Raw genomic sequence first — 17,494 nt, 5'->3', positions numbered from 1 at the left:
GGCTTACGATTTCGCGTCGGGCAATCCGTTTCACACCCCGGCGATTCTCGGCGCGATGGTCTTTCAGAACGCGACCGTGAGCGACGGCATCCAGGCGACGCTGCCTCTCGTACTCGGCTACTCGATTCTGCATTTCTCGGCATTCGTGGGTTTCGGGCTGGCGCTGGCGGTATTGCTCGCGGCGTCGGAGTGGGAACCGTTCATGGTGCTCGGCGCACTGCTGCTGCTGGCCGTGTTCGAGGTTTTCTTCGTCGGATTTGTTTCGTTAATCGATCAGTCGGCGCTGGAAGTATTGGGATGGTGGAAAATCGTCGCCGGAAATATCCTCGCGCTGATCGCGATGGCGACCTACTTCATCCGCGGCCATCGCGGACTCGGAGTCAAACTGGTCGAGCGCTGGGCAATGCTCGATCACGAGGGCGCAGAGATGGGCGACCTGCCGCCTCGCCCGCCGCACGACCACGAGCCGACACATCCGTCACATCTTTAGAGCGGCGCACCTAAAAGAATAATCGCCTGCGCGGCGGGCGGCAGGGGTGACCCCTGCACCCAGGGTAAAAGTGAGAAACGCAAAGTTGCGCGGCGCGCTACTTTGCTCTGAGGGTTGGCTCGATGGCGCAAGCACGACGAACGCCCGCATTCATCGCACGCGAGAAGGCGGCGCTTTTTTGGTGTCACGCTGACGAAGCGAGCAACGCGAGCGCACGTCCGTCTTCCTGACCGAAGCGAGCAACTCGAGCGCCCTTACTCGTCGCGCGAGGGGAGCGCTTTTTTGTGTCACCCTGACGACGGGAGCGTTAGCGACGGGAGGAACGGGCCTCGGACAGCTTCGCGCCAGCGGAAGCCGGTTCCGGTTTCTGAAAATCGCGCAGCGCTCCTTTTGATTCGGTTCGCGCGAGCATTGGATCTCGTCGGATGCAGAACTCAGAAACCGGAACCGGCGGCGCTTGCGCGCCGCTGTCCGGAGGCCAGAAGCCAAGTCCTGCCGCTCGCGTTGCTCGCTTCGTTAGGATGACAGACAAAGATCAAATTCCGAGGACGTCGCGCATTGTGTAGAGGCCGGGCTTCTGACCTGCCAGCCAGCCGGCAGCGCGGATTGCGCCGCGGGCGAGAGAGTCGCGGCTCTGCGCGCGATGGGTCAGTTCGAGGCGCTCTCCCTGCCCGCCGAAAATCACCGTGTGGTCGCCGACTGCGTCGCCCGCGCGGATTGCTAGCACCGCGATCTTGCCGTCGGGCCTGACTCCGGTGATTCCTTCGCGGCCGTAGATCGCATTCGAGGCGAACTCTGCGCCGCGCGCTGACGCGATCGCTTTGCCGAGCGACAGTGCGGTTCCGCTGGGCGCGTCGATCTTGGTGCGATGATGAATCTCGAGAACTTCGGCATCGAAGTCGGGAAGAATCGCGGCGACCTCGGCGACAATCTTGGCGAGCACGTTAACCCCGATACTCATGTTGGGTGCGATCACGGTGCGCGTCTTCTGAGCGAGCTCACGCGCGCGGGTTTCCATCTCGGGCGTGAATCCGGTTGATCCGATCACGATCGCGGCGCGCGCTTTCGACGCGACTTCGAGATGTTCCATCGAGGCGGGGGCCGTCGTGAAGTCCAGCGTGACGGTGTCGGGCTTCGCGAGCGACGCATAGTCGTCGGTGATTTTAATACCGAGCTTGCCGATGCCCGCGAGTTCGCCCGCGTCGGAGCCAGTCGCGCTGTTGCCGTGCGCTTCGAGCGCGCCGACAATTTTGTGCTGCGGATCGCGCGACGCGAGCGCGACCAGCAGCCGGCCCATCCGACCAGCTGCTCCGGCCACGATTAGATTAGCCATCGGAAGTCACTCTTTTCATTTCACGCTGCCCGCATGACGCGAGCGCGATGCGGACGCGGTCGCAGTATCAGGCGGCCGGCGCTGCTTCGGCTGCGGGTGCCGCGGCCGCTGCCGCATCTGCCGGCTTGCCGTGCTTCGCCTTGAAGTGTTCGTCGCACAGGCTCGAGGTGCCATGGCGATGCTTGCGGCATTTCTCGAAGGTGCAGGTTTTGTAGCGCGCCTTGGGCATCTCGCCCGCCTTCCAGAGCCGAAAATGCTGCCGGCAATAACCCTTGCCGACCGCCTCGCGCGCGCAATCTTTCGCTTTGCAATTTCCTTTAGTCGTCATGAATCCCTTCTTGGAAGCCGCTTTCCCGACGCAAGCGCCGAAAATCACGGCTGAGCAATCCATTTACAATAGTGTTTGGCGCAGATGCTTCATAGAGGGTTGAAAATTTTGGTAGTGGGGTCAGTTTGAAATTGATCGGTCACGATACTTAATGAGTTCATACACCCAACCCAAAATCTGCACGACGCTGGCAGATGCAGAGGCGAACATCATCATTGCCGTGAGTTCCTTCCAATTCCAATCGGGCACAAATTCTAGAACTAGAACTGCGACGATAAAGGGCGCTGCGATGAACCAAATCAGGATTACGCGATTCCAGGAATCCGATTGAACTAAAGGACGATACGGATCCCTTTCGAATTGCTCGCGTCGAGCGTCGCGCATTTATCTACTCGTTCCGCAGCCGAGCAACTAAACTGAGCCACCACCCTCGCCGAAGCGTGCCGCTCTAATTCGCTGCCGCGGCGGAGCGCTCTGCGATCAGACGATCCAATTCGGCGCGCAGCTTTGGGAGCACTTCTTCGTAGCCGAAGTAGCCCAGCTTGCGATCCTTCTTCTTGAGATTCACCGTCGTTGGACCGCACCACAGGCCGAGGTCGGCGTCGTCGGTCTCGCCCGGGCCGTTCACGCGACATCCCATGATCGCAATCGTGATCTTGTACTGCTCGGCGTAAACCGTGAGCTCCTTCACCTGCTGCGCCAGCTCGACGAACTTCATGTTCTCGACGCGCGAGCATGACGGGCACGAGATGATATTCAGCCCCGCGCCGAAGTCAGGCACCGAGATGAAGCGGCCCGCGGCGACATCCTCGATAATCTTGTGGCCGACCAGGACTTCCTCGTGCTTGCGCTCGTTGGGAAGAGTGAGCGAGACGCGGATGGTGTCGCCGATACTTTGCGCGAGCAGTTTTTCGAACGCGATCCGCGTCTTGATGATTCCGTCGGGCGGCAACCCGGCCTCGGTGACGCCGAGATGGATCGGCACGTCGGGCCGGCGCTTCGAGAAGCGCCGATTCGCGTCCATCACCTTGTTGGGATCGGAATCCTTCAGCGAGACGACGAAGCGGGTGAAGCCGAAACTGTCCATCAGATCGCAATGGTACGCGGCTGACTCGACGATCGCGGCGAGCTGATCGCCGGGGTACTTGTCGAGGAACGCGGGCGCGACCGATCCGCAGTTGACGCCGATGCGAATGGCGACGTCATTGTCGCGCGCCACGTCGACCAGCCATTTCACTTTCTGCTCGATGGTCTTCGACTTCTCGATATGGTGGAGATGGCCTGGGTTGTAGCGAATCTTGTCGACGTGCGGGGCGACCCGGTCCGCGATTTTGTAGTTCTCCTGCAAATCGACCGACAGCACGATGCCCCTGGTCTGCGCGCGGATTTCCTTGACCGCCGGGATTTCCTTCTCGCTGTCGATCGCGATACGGACGATGCCCGCGCCCGCGTTCGCCAGCTGATGCGCCTGCGCAACGGTCTCGTCGACGTCGATAGTCCGCGTCGCGCACATCGATTGCACCACCACCGGAGTGTTGCCGCCGACCTTGGTGCCGCCAATCGTTATCTGCCGGGTTTTTCGATCTTTGTGTGCCTGATCCATTGCTACCTATGCTGCCGAATGCACTGGCCTCTTGCTAGTGCTTGTGTTCATCCGCCACCGCCATCGCGATCGCGCCGTGACTGAACGCCGCGCCCGCCCGCATCGCGGCTGCGACCCAGACGGCCTCGGCGATTTCCTGATCGGTGCATCCTTTCTCTTTGGCGCGGGTCACGTGCGCCTCGATACACCACGGGCATTGCGTCACATGCGCGGCAGTAATCGCCATCAGCTCTTTGGTTTTGCTCGGAATCGCGCCGTCCTTGAAAACTTCCTTGTCGAAATCCATGAAGCCCTTGAAGGCGTCGGGCGCGTTCTGGCGCAGGTTGCGGAGATACTTCGAAGTTTCCTTGCCGTAGAAATCTGCCATCGTAAATTCTCCTGAATGTTTTTGAGGGTCGATTCCGACTATAGCAGACCGATGGTTTGAAATAGATAAACAATTGTTTATCTAGCGATGTAGCCGTTCGCCTGTGCTAATCCTGTTAGTTGTCTCAGACAAATTTTGCTTATCTTAGGCGTGCGACGGCGAATTTTATCTCTGACTTTTCACTTGCAATGAGTCACCATTCTGACTAAGTTTCTTTCTCCGTCGAGATGCACATTAGACGGAAAGGGGCTCCGCATAAAAGATGGTGATCTCTAAGCCCGTCGCGCGCCGCCAATATTTAATGTTCAAGCTCTTCGCTCGGGGGAGGGAGGAAGCTGGACTATGAGTACCGTGGTTTCAACGATCGGCGTCGCCGATCCAAGGCCCTTTCCAGACGTAATTCTTCGCAGCCAGTTCTTCGAGATGGTCGGGACGCGATCGCTTTCGAGCGAACAGCGCCTGATGCTCGCGGTGCTGGCCGACGCGATCAACGTCGTGCAGGAATTCAGCGGCATGTCGGGCATGCGCAAACGGAACTCGTTCAACGAAGCCTGGAACTGGTTCTTCACCAAGGGCGTCACGTGTCCGTTGTCGTATGACAGCGTATGCGACGCGCTCGGGATAGACGCCCAGGGGCTGCGATGGCGACTGTCGGAGCTGGTCGCAGGACGAGGCGGCACCCCGATGCGCCTGCGGCTGAAGGAAGCGAGCCGGATGCAGCGCCTGACGGTGAATCGAGTACGCCGTCGAGACCCGCGCAGAGTGCATCGGGCGACGCGAGCGCGCTAGAGCTTCGATTCAATCGAACGACCGTTTCGCGCGCCGATCATCGGAAGTGCCGCGCCAGCTCTGATGCGTATGCGGTTCCAATCTTGTCGGCGTTGAGCCGGAGCCATTCGCTGAAGCGGGTGGTCGCGTTCGGCGCTGAATCCGTCACCAGCAGATTGGTCATCAAGCCGCGAGCTTCGTCGAGCGTCAGCGTAACGTCGCGCACCAACCATCCGACAATCCACGCGAACGCAACTGCGATGCGCGGATCGATGTGCACGATGCGCGGTCGTCTGTGCACCGCGCGCGCAATCATTCGAACCAATTCGTCGAAGGTGAAAATCTCCGGCCCGACTGCGTCGAATGTCGCGGATTGATCGTCGCTCGCGGTGTTAGCGGCGATCTCACCAAGGTCGCCCGCGAAAATCGGCTGGACGCGATAATCTCCACGCCCGGGAATCGCGAAGAACGGAAATCGCCTCAGCAGCCATGCGATGTTGTTGAGCAAGATATCTTCGACGCCGAAGATCAACGCCGGCCGAATGATCGCATAGGGAAGAGACGACTGTCTGATAGCCGCTTCGAGAATCGCCTTGCCGCGGAAATACGGCAGCGGCGACGGCTCGGTCGTTTTCGTCACGCTAATATGAACGAACTTGCGAACGCCAGCCGCTTTGGCAGCGTCGAGCATCACGCGAGTGTCTGCGATAGCAGTATCGAAGGTCTGTCCGGCATACGGGAACCTGACCCAATAGGTATTGAAGAGCGCGCGCACGCCTTCAACACTTCGCTTGAGCTGCTCGGGGCGATCGAAATTGAACGGCATCGCTTCGATCTGATCGCCAAAAGGATTCGCGCGCGTCGGATGTCCCGTCAGCGTCTTGACCCGCCGTCCGCGCGACAACAGCGCGCGCGTTATGTATCGACCGGTATATCCGGAAGCGCCAGTTACAACGTCGAAATCATCTGGCATCGCGCATTCTCGTCGATTCAGGCGCTGCTCCGGGATTCTTCGCTCCGCTCTAGAATGACACAAAAAAGATCAGGCAAAGGAGAGATGAAGAAGGAATGCGCCACCCTGTCGCGCTGGTAACTCGAGCCGCAGAACCCTCACCTACGGCGATGCGGCCCGCCTCCTCTCCGTAAAATAAAGGGCGCGGTAAAGATCGAACGCCAAAAAAAGAACCTGAGAGCAAAAGGGCGTCCTCGCCATTTTGCGATTAGTACCAAGGTGCAGGGCTTAGCCCTGCCCACGGAAGCATGAAACCCACGGTGGGTTTCATTAAGATAACGTTCTTATGGATCGTCCACTTCAAGGCGTCAGAGTTATCGAAGTTGCAATGTGGGTTGCTGGGCCCTCCACCACCGCAGTGCTCGGCGATTGGGGCGCCGACGTAATCAAGCTCGAAGACCCGACCACGGGAGATCCGATTCGGGGTTTCGTCACGCGCACGATGGGCGATCCCGACGCGCGCATCCGTCCGCCGTTCGAACTCGACAATCGCAACAAGCGATCGGTCGCGGTTGATTTGCGCACCGCAGACGGCCACGCCTTCGCGCTCAAGCTGATCGAACGCGCCGACGTTTTCGTCACCAGCCTGCGCCTCGACGCGATCGAGCGGATGAAGCTCGACTACGCGACGCTGTCCGCGAAGAATCCGCGGCTCATCTACGCGTCGATCAACGGCTACGGGCATCGCGGGCCGGATCGCAATCGCCCTGCATATGATTATGCCGCCGCGTGGGCGCGATCGGGCCTGATGGCGACGATTGCGGAGCCCGGGCAATCGCCGCCGGCGCAGCGTCCCGCGATGATCGATCATGCGGTTGGGCTCGGCCTGGCCGGCGCTATTTCCGCGGCGCTGCTCGCGCGCGAACGCACCGGCCGCGGACGCGAGGTCAACATCTCGCTCTTCTCGATGGGCCTGTGGATGAACGCCTCAGATCTCACCGTCGGCCTGATGACCGGACGCTCGCCGAATTCCGAGTCGCGCATGGAACGCGTGAATCCGCTCTGGAGTTCGTACAAGTGCGCCGACGCGCGATGGATTTACTTCGTGATGATCCAGAGCGATCGGCATTGGCCGGATTTCTGCCGCGCGCTCGGCAAATCTGAATGGCTCGACGATCCGCGCTTCAAGGACTCGACTGTTCGCGCGCAAAACTGCGCGGCGCTGACCGGGGAGATTGATCGCGCTGTCGCCGCGCGCACCTCGGACGAATGGGCGCCGATTTTCGATCGCCACAATCTCATCTGGGCGCCCGTCCGAACCGACGCCGAAGTGCTCGACGATCCCCAGGCTCACGCCATCGGCGCTTTTGCGGCGGTCGATCATCCAAACATCCCCGAATGCCGCGTCGTGAACAGCCCGGTCGAGTTTGGCGACACGGGTTCGCAACCGCATCGCGCCGCGCCCGAACTCGGTCAGCATACCGAGGAAATCGCGCTCGAAATGGGGCTGACATGGGACGAAATTGCGCGCCTGAAGGTCTCTGGAACGCTGGGTTAGGTTCATCTGCAATGACGGATTAACCTCCGTCCAGATTAGCTAATTCGGACTTATCCATAATCAAATATCGGTATAAAACCACATTTCAGCAACTTTGTTTGACTCTGACGAACGCCCTTCCATATGATCTTGGTACACGTTCCCGGAGGTCGGCCGCTCGTGCGAATGATTGTTCCTCCCGTCGCTCATCGCCGCGAAATTGATCGCAACCTTGCCGAATTTTTCCGCGGCCATCGCGCCGCGCATTTCAACCGCGCCGTTTCCTCGATGTGCAAATATTTCAAGTTGCGCCGCCCCCGGGTCGAATGGTTCGAATACATCGATTGGGGCAAGACCGCCGGCCGCACCTACGAAGACGGCCGCATCCACCTCGTGCATCCCGAAAACTGGAAGCGCGGGCGCATCTACTTCAGCGAGCGCAAGTGGATCCAGATGATCTACCACGAACTCGGGCACTTCATGCTCTGGAGCGATCCTGAGCGCAAAGCCGACTTGTTCTCGCGCCGAATGATCACCGGGCTGAAAGTCCGGAATCGCCGCGCAGCATCGCGCACACGAAGTGGCCGCACTGGAATTTCGAGCACGCGCCGCTCGGCCAGTCGCCTCCGCAAACGCCGCCCACGGATCGCGAGCGCGAGAAAATCGCGACGGGCTACTCGGATCGCGTCCCGGCGCAGCACCACTCGCAAATCCCGGCGGGTCGCCTGATGCCGCAGAAGCCGACCGTCGAAAATCGCTGGTGGGTCGAGACCACCAAGAAACCGAAAAAGGCCAAGTCCGAAACCGAGATGCCGCAGTTGCCGGTCGCGATGGCCTTTTACAAGGTCGCGCAGGATTACGATCAGGATCGCGCCAAGGAAGATCTCACCGACAACAACCTGCGCATCGCGCGCGAGGCGAATCCTCCGCAGGGCGGCTGGGCTTACCTCGCGATGACCGAGCAGCACGCGCCGGCCAACGTGATCAAACGGGTCAAGGACGAGTTCCGCATTCCGCGCGAGGCCCGCGGCATCGTGATCGATCACGGCCGGGTCGTGCGTCTTCTGATTTGCGGACCGCAACTCGAGGATTGGATGCTCGACATCACGCTCGGCGACGAACCGTCAGTCGACGCGTACGTCTGGTCGGTGATGTACCGCGAAAGAATCTTCCGCCGCGCCGAAGACGCACTGCGCCAAGCCCGCAAATGGGCTATCAACCTGCTCCAATTCCCGCCGCCACGAGACGAGCCCTTCCGCGGCGCCTTGCTGATATAACGACACACCGAGGAACTTTATTTAAATGAAACCCGCCGTGGGTTTCATTAAGATTAAATTCCCCCCATGAACTATCTCTCCCTCGTGTTCCGAAATCTCACTCGAAACAAACGCCGTACGATTCTTACGACGCTCTCGATCACCGTCTCGGTCTTCATCTTCGCGTCGCTGATCAGCCTGCCCGGTCTGCTCAATAAGGTACTGCGCGACCGCGCCAATTCGCTGCGTCTCATCTGTCATAGCAAAGCCAGTCTCTTCTACATGCTGCCCGAGTCTTATCGCCGCCGAATCGAAACGCTGCCGCACGTTCAGGCGGTCGCCGCCTACAGCGTGTTCCTCGCGACGTACCGCGATCCCAACGAACAGCTTGGCGTGCTGGCGGTGGATGACGACCATATCAGCGAAATTTTCCCCGATTGGGATATCAGCACGGAAGCCAATCACGAATTCAAAAGCATGCGCACCGCGGCTCTGGTCGCGACCAACCTGATGAAGCTCTACGACTGGAAAGTCGGTCAGACCATCATGCTGCGCGGCACCTTGTATCCGGTCGATCTGCAACTGACGATCGTCAGCGTGCTGAACGAGGAAGCCGCCGGCCCCCGCATCATCTTCCGCCGCGACTACATGGAAGAACTGCTCCACCGGCCCGGCACCGCCAACCTGTTTTGGGTGAAAATAGACAGCTCGAAATCCGCGCCCGAAGTAATCGCCGCGATCGACGAGATGTTCGCCAACTCGCCTAACGAGACGGCCACCGAAACCGAAGTCACGCTGATCAAGAACCAGGTCGGCAGCACGCTGAGCCTGATGCTCAACGGCGCAAAGTTCCTCGCGGCGATCGTCATTTTCACGATCGCGCTGGTCGCCGCGAACACGGCTGCGATGGCGGTGCGGGAGCGGCGTCACGAAATGGCGGTGATGCGCGCGATTGGTTTCACGCGCGGCTCGATCGTCGTGCGAATCCTGGTCGAAGGACTGATAGTCGGCGTGGTAGGCGGCGCACTGGGATGTGTACTGGCACTGCTGGGCTTTGACCTGTTGCCGCATGTCTCGGGAGCGCTGGGTCCGCTCGCACTCGCAATGACGATGCAGCCGCGAATCGTAGCCTACAGTTTTCTGATCGCAGTACTGATAGGAGCAGCCAGCGGCTTCATCCCCGCGACGCTCGCCACCCGCGGCGACATCGCCACCGAACTCCGCGCGATATAGTTCCGATCCTAACCTCCCCGTGTCCGAGGACAAGGAAAACTCCAGTGGCACAGGCTTCAGCCTGTGATTCTTGCCTGGATTTGCATGGACCAGAAAATCACAGGCTAAAGCCTGTGCCACCAAAAAAAGAGCCTTAGAGCAAAATGGCGTCCTCGCCATTTTGCGATTAGTACTTTTCACCGGGTGCAGGGGTCACCCCTGCCCAAGGAAGTGTGAAACCCACGGCGGGTTCCACTAAAAAGTTCCTTTATTTACTGAACTCGACCGTCGCCGTTCCGGTCACGAGGCGCTCGGCCTCCTCGTTCTCCATCCAGACGTCGATCTCGGCGGTGCGATCGTCAGCATTTTTGTTGGTGATGAAGCCGTGAATCGTGATCGCGTGATCGGGCTGTACGGGAACACGATAGGTAGTGCTCATCTGCTTCAGCCACGCGTTGCTCGAGCCGATCCAATCGGTCACCAGCTTTGACAGCAGGCCGAGGCTCATGTTGCCCGGCAGGATCATCCCGGGCAGGCCTTCTTTCTTCGCGGCTTCGTCGTCGGTGAAACGTCCCGCGATCTCGCCCATGCCCATCAGCTTGGCGTACGCGCGGCACTGATCCTTGCTGACGAACAGCTCGAGCGGGCCGAGCGTGTCGCCGATATTGACCTCTTCGAAGTTTTTCACGTGCGGTTCATGAAGCGATGGTCGATATGGGCCAGCACTTCGTCCTTGTGGTTTTTGAGGGTCGAACGAATCACGACGAAGACCATCGTGCCGGTGCGTCCGGTCTTCTCGAAAATTTCCTTTACGTGTGAGGTCAGCGTCACCTTGTCTCCCGGCCTTATCGGCGCGACGAATTCGACGTCCTTGCCCGCGTCGAAACCGCGGCGCCCGAAGCGCGGTACGTTCTCAAAAAAATGCCGCCCGTTGCGAAACGTCACCGCGAATGACGGCGGCGCGACGATTCCGCCGTACGGCCCTTTCTTCGCCGCCTCCTCGTCCGTGTAGATCGGATTGGTCTCGCCGAGCGCCGCGCAGTACCGCTGGATCTTGTCGGCCTTGACCTCGACCGGCTCAGTCACTTCGAAGACCTTGTTGATCAGCGCAGGATCGTAATTGACTGCCATTGTGGTTCTCTCATCGACTCGCTATCGAGTTTCCATCGCGACCGCATGCGGCACGGGTTTGCGCCGCGGCCGGAAATCCACCGCTTCGTAATTGCCGGTTTTTAATTCCTGCACCAGGTCGTCGATCGTCTTGATATACGCGTTGAACTTGGTCGCGCACAGTCCTATCAGGCTGACGAGATGACTATCCGAGCCGCCGGTCGCCGCGAAACCGTACTTCGCGATCAACTCCGCGCTGCGCTCGTCCTCGCCCTTGCGCGATCCACCGTTCAGCGCCTCGACCGCGACCACGTTCTCCAGCGGCCCCTTGCTCTGATAGTGCTCGTAGAGCCCGATATTCGGACGCCCCGGATGGCACGGGACGACGATTCCACCCATCCGCGCGACTTCATCGATTAGTGTCTGCGCGTCGAGATGCACGTCGGCGAAATCGAACCGCTTGGTCATGTCGTCGTTCACGCCGAACACCAGCATGTGCCCGTAGTTGGTCTCGACTTCCGACGCGCGCAGCACCAGCGTGCCGAACTTGTCCTCGAGCGCGCGGTAGTCGGCGTCGCGATTGAACTGGCGATGCTCGGTCAACACGATTCCGTCCACCGGCCGCTCGGCGGCACGCAGCTTGATCCAGTTGAGGTAAGCCTCTACCGGTGCGCGGCTGTCTTCCGAAGCTTCACTATGAGTGTGCAGATCAAGGATTGTACTCACCAGGAATGTGCCCTCACCTCGCCGGGCGAAATTTCGCGAGCGTCACCGTCGGCGTGACGTCCTCGTATACGACCTCGACGGGCATCCCTATCTTAGCCTGTTCTGGCGCGCAGTCGATAATGTTGGTGAGCATTTTCACACCCTCGTCCAGCTCGACGTACGCCATGATATACGGGATCGATTCGCGGAATCCGGGCGCCTGGTTCTGATAGGTAGTGGTGAAGGTGTAGACCTTGCCGCGCCCGCTGCACTTGATCCATTGCGTATCCGACGACATGCAATTGGTGCATAAGACGCGCGGATAGTAGCGAACGTCGCCGCATTTGCGACACTTCTGAATATAAAGCTCGTGCCGCTGAAGCGCTTCCCACCATGGACGATTCTCTTCGTCTAAATGAGGCAGCGGCTTCGAGTATTTTTTCGCCTGCGTCTGTTCCGCCATTTTTTCACCGACCGTTTTACTGGTTGCTCAGTATCAGCGTCGCGCCCGAATGCCGCGTGCCGAGCGTGCCGCCGGTGCCGTGCGCGAGCGCGATTTTGCAATCCTTGACCTGCCGCGGACCGCATTCGCCCCGCAGTTGTTTGGTCGCTTCGATCACTAAAAAAATCCCGCGCATCCCCGGATGGTTCGACGACAGTCCGCCGCCATCAGTATTGATTGGGAATTCGCCGTCGAAGCGAAGCCGCCCGCCCGACACGAACGCACCGCCTTCCCCGCGCTTGCAGAAGCCGAGATTCTCGAGCGTCGCCAGCACCGTGATCGTGAACGAGTCGTAAATCATCGCCATGTCGATATCTTTGTGCGCGACGCCCGCGCGCTCGAACGCCAGCCGCCCCGATTGCGCGGCCGCAATTTCCAAAAAATCGCGCTGCCCGCGCGCCGCGTGGCGAACCGTCTCGCCCGTGCCGAGGATATAGACCGGCTTCTTCTTCAAATCGCGCGCGCGCTCGGCCGACGTGATCACCAGCGCGCCGCCGCCGTCGCTGATGATGCAGCAATCGAGCAGATGCAGCGGCGACGAAATTACCCGCGACGCCAGCACGTCTTCCACCGTGATCGGATCGCGATACTTCGCCGCAGGATTCATCGACGCATGCAGCCGCATCGTGACCGCTATCTCGGCGAGCTGCTCCGAGGTCGTCCCGTAGTCATGCATATGCCGCTGTGCGATCATCGCGTACGACCCAACTGTCGTCGGCCCGAACGGAATTTCGTACTGGTCGCACGGATCGCCTCCGCCGCCACCGCCTCCACCCGTGCCGATCGCAAACCGCGACGACGCCGCCGTCGATCCATAAACTACCACGCACACATCGCACAGCCCGGCATGAATCGCGGCCGCCGCATGCGCGGTATGCGCGACGAACGACGACCCGCCAATCGAAGTCGAGTCGACGAAGTTCGGCGTCAGGTTCAGGTAATCGCACAAGCTGACGATCCCCATCCCGCCCATGCCCATTCCCGTCGTGCACAAACCGTTGACGTCCTTTATCGTCAGGCCGGCGTCGTCCAGCGCGCCCCGCACGCTCTCGCCCATTATCTGGAACAGGCTCTTGTCCGGCGCGAATCGCGTCGGATGCTCAAACACCCCGGCCACTGCAGTCTTGCGGCTTAAACTCATGATCAATTCCTACTTGAGCGTATCGACGAATTGTTCGATCGCGGCGTTGTACTCGGCGGGACGCTCGCGCGGAATGTAATGACCCGCGTCCGCGATGATCTTTGCAGTAGCGCCACGAATTTTGCTCGCGATAAACTCCGCGTCAGCCGGCGTCGTACCCTTGTCGTCAGCACCCGCAAGCACGAGAGTAGGCTTGTCGATCTTTGCGATCGCGTCGCGCAAATCGACCTCCGAGCACGCGAGGATGTCGGTGTAGCGCACGCGCGGATCAGTCTTGATTTGTTCCATCCAGCCTTCGCGCACAACGTCGAAGTTTTCCTTCACCGTCTTCGGCGAATAGCCGTCAGTGTTGAACGCTTGCGGCGCCCGGCCCATCGTGATCACCCGCAATTCCTCGATTCGATCGGGAGTCAGGTTGAACTTCGGCGCCGTGCAACTGAGGATCAACGCTTCGACTCGCGCGGCGTGGCGCAACCCGAGGTCCATCGCAATCGCGCCGCCCATCGAATGTCCGAGGATCACGGCAGACTTGATCTTCAACGCATCAAGAAACGCCGCGACAAAATCAGCGTAGTCATGAACCGTGCGCAACCCTTCAACGCCCGCCGATCGCCCATGCCCGGGCAAGTCGAGTGCGATCGGACTATGCTTGCCGCCGAACGCCTCGATCTGCCGATGCCACGTGTGCCCGTTCGATCCAGCGCCATGCACAAACAAAATCTTGCGCCCGCGCGAAAAGTCCGGCACCACATCCGGCAGCGTCGTCGCGCCATTGTAATAGTAGTAAGTCGCGTATCCCTTGACGTCGGTATATTTCGTCTGCGTTGGCATCGGCGCAAAACTCTCCGCCACGTGCTTTTGTGCGTTAGCTACTAGGTCAACCCCGCCCCCGTCAAACCCGGCAAATTTTCATCTCAACGAAGCGAGCAATGCGATCTCATTCTGTCACCCTGACGACGGGAGCGTTAGCGACGGGAGGAACGGGCCTCGGACAGCTTCGCGCACGCGAAGCCGGTACCGGTCTCCGAAAACGCGAAGCGCTCCTTTTGTATCTCAGCTATCGCGCCGGCCGATGATCAGCGGTTCGTGCTGCGTCAGGGTTTGCGGGACACCCTGCTTGGCGAGGTCGGCGAGCATCGCGTTGGCGCGGTCGCGCTCGGCTTCCGGTAACAACGGCATCCACCTGATTCTGATCCACTCGTCGATATCCGCCCACGTGACCGTGAACGGTGCTGCACGCTCCTCGACCCGCAGGCCCGCCTTGATGAACGCATTCTGATAGCGATCCTTGGGACGCGCGTCGGCTTCGCGACGCGCCGCGCGCCGAAAGATCACTTCGCGATACTCACGCCATCGCTCTTCACCGACGATCGCGTTCAGCATCTGCCGCACGCCGTCGTCGCGCTGCCCGGTTGCTATCAGCACTCCGCCCGTTTGGAGGCATCGCACGAACTCCGCCACGACGCCCTCGACGTCGCCGATGAACTGGATCACGTGGCTAGCGAAAATGAAATCGAACGATTCGGGCTTGAATGGCAATTGCGCGACGTTCGCGCGGATCCACCTGCACGGCCCGCCGACTCGATTGCGCGCCGACAGCAGCATCTCGAAGGTCAGGTCGACTCCCGTGACGCGCCGACTGCCTGGTGCCGCGATGAACTTAGTCAGATAGGCGCCGTTGCCGCATCCGACGTCGAGCAACTCACGCGCGGCCGCAAACTCCGGCGCGATCGCCTCCAGCACGGCCTTGCGCCGATTCCCGTAGTACACGCCGTCGCCGTAGGTGTCGGACAAACGACTGAAGTACGCGGCTATCTGTGAAGGTCTTCGGTCTCGCGAGATTTCGTCTGCGGCCATATCGCCGACAATGACAGAAAAGCGGGCGCGCGGAAAAGTTTGCGCTACTTGCGCGGCTTACGGCCTTTCGCTTTGCGCGCGGGCGGCGCGGCGGCGTGTCCATCCCCATCAATCGGACCGACTTGCTCGTGCTCCCATACTTCGATTGCCGCGCGGCTGAAGCGCCATGCGCTGCCGACGCGGAAGCCTGGGATTCGTCCTTCGCGCAGCAAGCGGTAGATGGTAGTCGGGTGAACCCGGAGATGCGCGGACAACTCGGCGATGGTCAGAATGTCTTCGGCGGATGCCATCGTAACGCCCATGGAGATTTCTCTCGCTTCCCCTTTGACGAACTGTATCGCTTAATGTCTCACGCAGACCCGTTTACCAGCCTCTAACCGTGCCAATGTTAAGTCAATACTGACGATTCCCGCCAGTCAGGTGTCGCGTATCTTGGCGAAGGTGCGTCAGGTTGCGTTATGTTGAGCGAGAGGTCGGCAGAAGAAATCAATGCCGCGCAAAGATGGAGGCGACTTGCGATGGAATACCAGGCGATTGAAATTAAAAACGATGGCGCGGTGGCGTGGCTGACGCTGAACCGTCCGCACAACCTCAACGCGCTCAGTGCGCAGATGGTCGCCGAGCTCGAGGACTTCCTGCATCGGCTGCCGAAGCAGACCGAGACGCGCGTGGTCGTGATGAAGGGTGCGGGGCGCGCATTTTGCGCCGGTCTCGATCTCAAGGAACAGAATCGCGGCGGCACCGGGCTTGGCGCCTCGACCACCGACACCGTCGAGAGCCAGCGCCGGATGAGCGACCTGGTCGTCGCGATGCGCCGCGCGCCGCAACCGTTCATCGCGGCGATTCGCGGACCAGCAGCCGGCGGTGGCTTCGCACTCGCGCTCGCATGCGACGTGCGCATAGCGGGTGAGTCGGCGCGCTTCAACGCCGCGTTCATTCGCATCGGGCTGACTGCGTGCGATATGGGCGTGAGCTATTTTCTGCCGCGCGCCGTCGGCAGTTCGGTCGCGTCCGAGCTGATGCTGACGGGACGCTTTATCAACGCGCAGCGAGCATTCGCGACCGGCCTGGTATCCGAGCTGATGCCCGATGCTGAGGTCGATTCGGCCGCGGCCAAGCTCGCGCTCGAGATGACGGAAACCTCGCCGCTCGGTTTGCGCCTGACCAAGGAATGTTTGTCATTGAGTATCGACGCCGGCAGCCTCGAGCAGGCGGTCGCAATCGAGGATCGCAACCAGGTGCTATGCGTTCGCGCCGGCTACATCGAGGAAGGCGCGCGCGCATTCCTCGAGAAGCGCAAACCGCGCTACGCCCCGCGCGCGTGATTTTATGGCTGAACCTGACAAATGGTCGCGATGGCTCGCCGAGACGCGTTTCGGCGGCGATCAGAAAGCTGCCGAAATCCAACTGCGCGGTCTCACGATGCTACGGAAGCGGCTGCTCAAGAAGGCCGGACTCGCCGAGGGCAAGGTCGTGCTCGACGTCGGCGCGGGCGAGGGGCTGATCGGATTCGGCGCGTTGGATCTGGTCGGCGCGACGGGACGGGTAATCTTCTCGGACATTTCCGAGCGACTGGTCGAATTCACTCGCACCGCATCCGAACAGATGGGAGTGCTCGATCGATGCACGTTCGTGACTGCCGGCGCCGAAGACCTGAGTGCAATCGAAAGTGAATCGGTCGATCTCGTCACGACCCGTTCGGTCCTCATTTATATCGACGACAAGCCGCGTGCCTTCCGGGAATTCTTCCGTGTGCTGAAGCCCGGAGGACGCACCGCGCTGTTCGAGCCGATCGACGATCAACGCATCACCGAATACTCCGAATACTGGCGGAGAAGGTTTTGGGCTGACCCCGATTCTGCCGAAGGCGCGGCGGTCAAGGACTTGATCGAGCGACTGAATGACCACTGGGAGAAACGATACCAGCACGTCAATGATGCGATGCTCAACTTCAACGAACGCGATCTGCTGATGATGGCCATCGCCGCGGGCTTCGCTGGCGTGCACGTTGAACTCGATCTGGGCGCAGGCCCGATGCCGCCGATGAATTGGAACACGTTGATGAAATCATCGGGCAACCCGTTGATTCCAACCAACGGAGAAGTGATTCGGGAAATTTTCACTCCGGAAGAGCAGGCGAGATTCGAGCATCACCTGCGTCCGATTGTCGAGCGCGGCGGCCGACTATGGCGCACGCACGGCTCCTTCACCTGGGCGTTCAAAGCACCGATTCCCGAAAAACCCTGGCCGGAAGAGTCGTAAGATCGGCGCGAGCCGAAGAAAAGGGCGGTTCCGAAGAACCGCCCCCTCAATCACACTGTGGCACAGGCTTT

21 protein-coding genes are annotated in these 17,494 nt (G+C 60.3%); 8 read left to right on the top strand and 13 right to left on the bottom strand.

Features of this window, described 5'->3' with window-relative positions:
- Positions 1–490: hypothetical protein (locus WB650_RS13805; protein ID WP_423960855.1), on the top strand; the 490-nt coding region annotated here is incomplete at its 5' end.
- 535 nt (positions 491–1,025) lie between these two features.
- Here WB650_RS13805 and dapB read toward each other — a convergent pair.
- From dapB to WB650_RS13785, 4 genes are all read right to left on the bottom strand, one after another.
- Entirely contained in the window at positions 1,026–1,823 is a 798-nt protein-coding gene (dapB, locus tag WB650_RS13800) for a 4-hydroxy-tetrahydrodipicolinate reductase (protein WP_422304723.1), read from the bottom strand.
- Between the two features lie 67 nt (positions 1,824–1,890).
- Positions 1,891–2,151 carry a hypothetical protein gene (locus WB650_RS13795; RefSeq protein WP_422304725.1) on the bottom strand — a complete coding sequence of 87 codons (261 nt, stop codon included), beginning with the start codon at positions 2,149–2,151 and terminating at the stop codon, positions 1,891–1,893.
- A 448-nt stretch (positions 2,152–2,599) separates the two neighbouring features.
- The gene (gene ispG, locus WB650_RS13790; protein WP_423960853.1) at positions 2,600–3,754 is read right to left on the bottom strand and encodes a (E)-4-hydroxy-3-methylbut-2-enyl-diphosphate synthase; all 1,155 of its coding nucleotides are present in this window, start codon (positions 3,752–3,754) and stop codon (positions 2,600–2,602) included.
- A 34-nt stretch (positions 3,755–3,788) separates the two neighbouring features.
- A complete protein-coding gene (locus tag WB650_RS13785) occupies positions 3,789–4,121 on the bottom strand; it encodes a carboxymuconolactone decarboxylase family protein (protein ID WP_422304728.1) in 333 nt (110 codons plus the stop codon).
- Positions 4,122–4,463: 342 nt separating this feature from the next.
- Here WB650_RS13785 and WB650_RS13780 point away from each other — a divergent pair, with 342 nt between their 5' ends.
- On the top strand, positions 4,464–4,910 hold the full coding sequence (locus tag WB650_RS13780; RefSeq protein ID WP_422304730.1) for a hypothetical protein: 447 nt from the start codon (positions 4,464–4,466) through the stop codon (positions 4,908–4,910).
- A 37-nt stretch (positions 4,911–4,947) separates the two neighbouring features.
- On the opposite strand, the gene WB650_RS13775 is transcribed toward WB650_RS13780, so the two are convergent.
- Entirely contained in the window at positions 4,948–5,862 is a 915-nt protein-coding gene (locus WB650_RS13775) for an SDR family oxidoreductase (RefSeq protein ID WP_423960850.1), read from the bottom strand.
- A gap of 325 nt (positions 5,863–6,187) precedes the next feature.
- Between WB650_RS13775 and WB650_RS13770 the strand changes: the two genes are divergently transcribed.
- The 4 genes from WB650_RS13770 (at position 6,188) to WB650_RS13755 (ending at position 9,867) form a co-directional block, all read left to right on the top strand.
- Positions 6,188–7,399: a CaiB/BaiF CoA transferase family protein gene (locus WB650_RS13770; protein ID WP_422302264.1), complete on the top strand. Its 1,212-nt coding sequence runs from the start codon at positions 6,188–6,190 to the stop codon at positions 7,397–7,399.
- A 159-nt stretch (positions 7,400–7,558) separates the two neighbouring features.
- Positions 7,559–8,107, top strand: coding sequence for a hypothetical protein (locus WB650_RS13765; RefSeq protein WP_423960848.1), 549 nt, complete (start codon positions 7,559–7,561; stop codon positions 8,105–8,107).
- Entirely contained in the window at positions 8,107–8,655 is a 549-nt protein-coding gene (locus WB650_RS13760; RefSeq protein WP_422302268.1) for a hypothetical protein, read from the top strand. Before WB650_RS13765 ends, WB650_RS13760 begins: the two co-directional genes overlap by 1 nt.
- A gap of 66 nt (positions 8,656–8,721) precedes the next feature.
- Complete coding sequence (locus WB650_RS13755; RefSeq protein ID WP_422302270.1) at positions 8,722–9,867, top strand: ABC transporter permease; 1,146 nt, start codon at positions 8,722–8,724, stop codon at positions 9,865–9,867.
- A 247-nt stretch (positions 9,868–10,114) separates the two neighbouring features.
- Here WB650_RS13755 and WB650_RS13750 read toward each other — a convergent pair whose 3' ends face one another.
- The 8 genes from WB650_RS13750 to WB650_RS13715 form a co-directional block, all read right to left on the bottom strand.
- Complete coding sequence (locus tag WB650_RS13750) at positions 10,115–10,534, bottom strand: MaoC/PaaZ C-terminal domain-containing protein (protein WP_422302272.1); 420 nt, start codon at positions 10,532–10,534, stop codon at positions 10,115–10,117.
- Positions 10,531–10,977 carry an FAS1-like dehydratase domain-containing protein gene (locus tag WB650_RS13745; protein WP_422302274.1) on the bottom strand — a complete coding sequence of 149 codons (447 nt, stop codon included), beginning with the start codon at positions 10,975–10,977 and terminating at the stop codon, positions 10,531–10,533. The genes WB650_RS13750 and WB650_RS13745 overlap by 4 nt, the downstream gene beginning before the upstream one ends.
- Positions 10,978–10,998: 21 nt before the next feature.
- A complete protein-coding gene (locus tag WB650_RS13740; protein WP_422302276.1) occupies positions 10,999–11,682 on the bottom strand; it encodes a PHP-associated domain-containing protein in 684 nt (227 codons plus the stop codon).
- 13 nt (positions 11,683–11,695) lie between these two features.
- The gene (locus WB650_RS13735) at positions 11,696–12,124 is read right to left on the bottom strand and encodes a Zn-ribbon domain-containing OB-fold protein (protein ID WP_422302278.1); all 429 of its coding nucleotides are present in this window, start codon (positions 12,122–12,124) and stop codon (positions 11,696–11,698) included.
- A gap of 16 nt (positions 12,125–12,140) precedes the next feature.
- Entirely contained in the window at positions 12,141–13,304 is a 1,164-nt protein-coding gene (locus WB650_RS13730) for an acetyl-CoA acetyltransferase (RefSeq protein WP_422302279.1), read from the bottom strand.
- Between the two features lie 9 nt (positions 13,305–13,313).
- Entirely contained in the window at positions 13,314–14,135 is an 822-nt protein-coding gene (locus tag WB650_RS13725; protein WP_422302281.1) for an alpha/beta fold hydrolase, read from the bottom strand.
- 222 nt (positions 14,136–14,357) lie between these two features.
- A complete protein-coding gene (locus WB650_RS13720; RefSeq protein WP_422302283.1) occupies positions 14,358–15,161 on the bottom strand; it encodes a class I SAM-dependent methyltransferase in 804 nt (267 codons plus the stop codon).
- Between the two features lie 44 nt (positions 15,162–15,205).
- A complete protein-coding gene (locus WB650_RS13715) occupies positions 15,206–15,451 on the bottom strand; it encodes a helix-turn-helix domain-containing protein (protein ID WP_423960845.1) in 246 nt (81 codons plus the stop codon).
- Between the two features lie 228 nt (positions 15,452–15,679).
- Between WB650_RS13715 and WB650_RS13710 the strand changes: the two genes are divergently transcribed.
- Both WB650_RS13710 and WB650_RS13705 read left to right on the top strand, forming a co-directional pair.
- On the top strand, positions 15,680–16,486 hold the full coding sequence (locus WB650_RS13710) for an enoyl-CoA hydratase/isomerase family protein (protein WP_423960843.1): 807 nt from the start codon (positions 15,680–15,682) through the stop codon (positions 16,484–16,486).
- A gap of 4 nt (positions 16,487–16,490) precedes the next feature.
- The gene (locus WB650_RS13705) at positions 16,491–17,423 is read left to right on the top strand and encodes a methyltransferase domain-containing protein (RefSeq protein ID WP_422302288.1); all 933 of its coding nucleotides are present in this window, start codon (positions 16,491–16,493) and stop codon (positions 17,421–17,423) included.
- The last annotated feature ends 71 nt before the right edge of the window (positions 17,424–17,494 follow it).

The organism is Binatus sp. (SeqCode) (assembly GCF_049584895.1).
Taxonomy (GTDB): domain Bacteria; phylum Desulfobacterota; class Binatia; order Binatales; family Binataceae; genus Binatus.
This window is presented reverse-complemented; position numbering and strand designations above follow the sequence as displayed.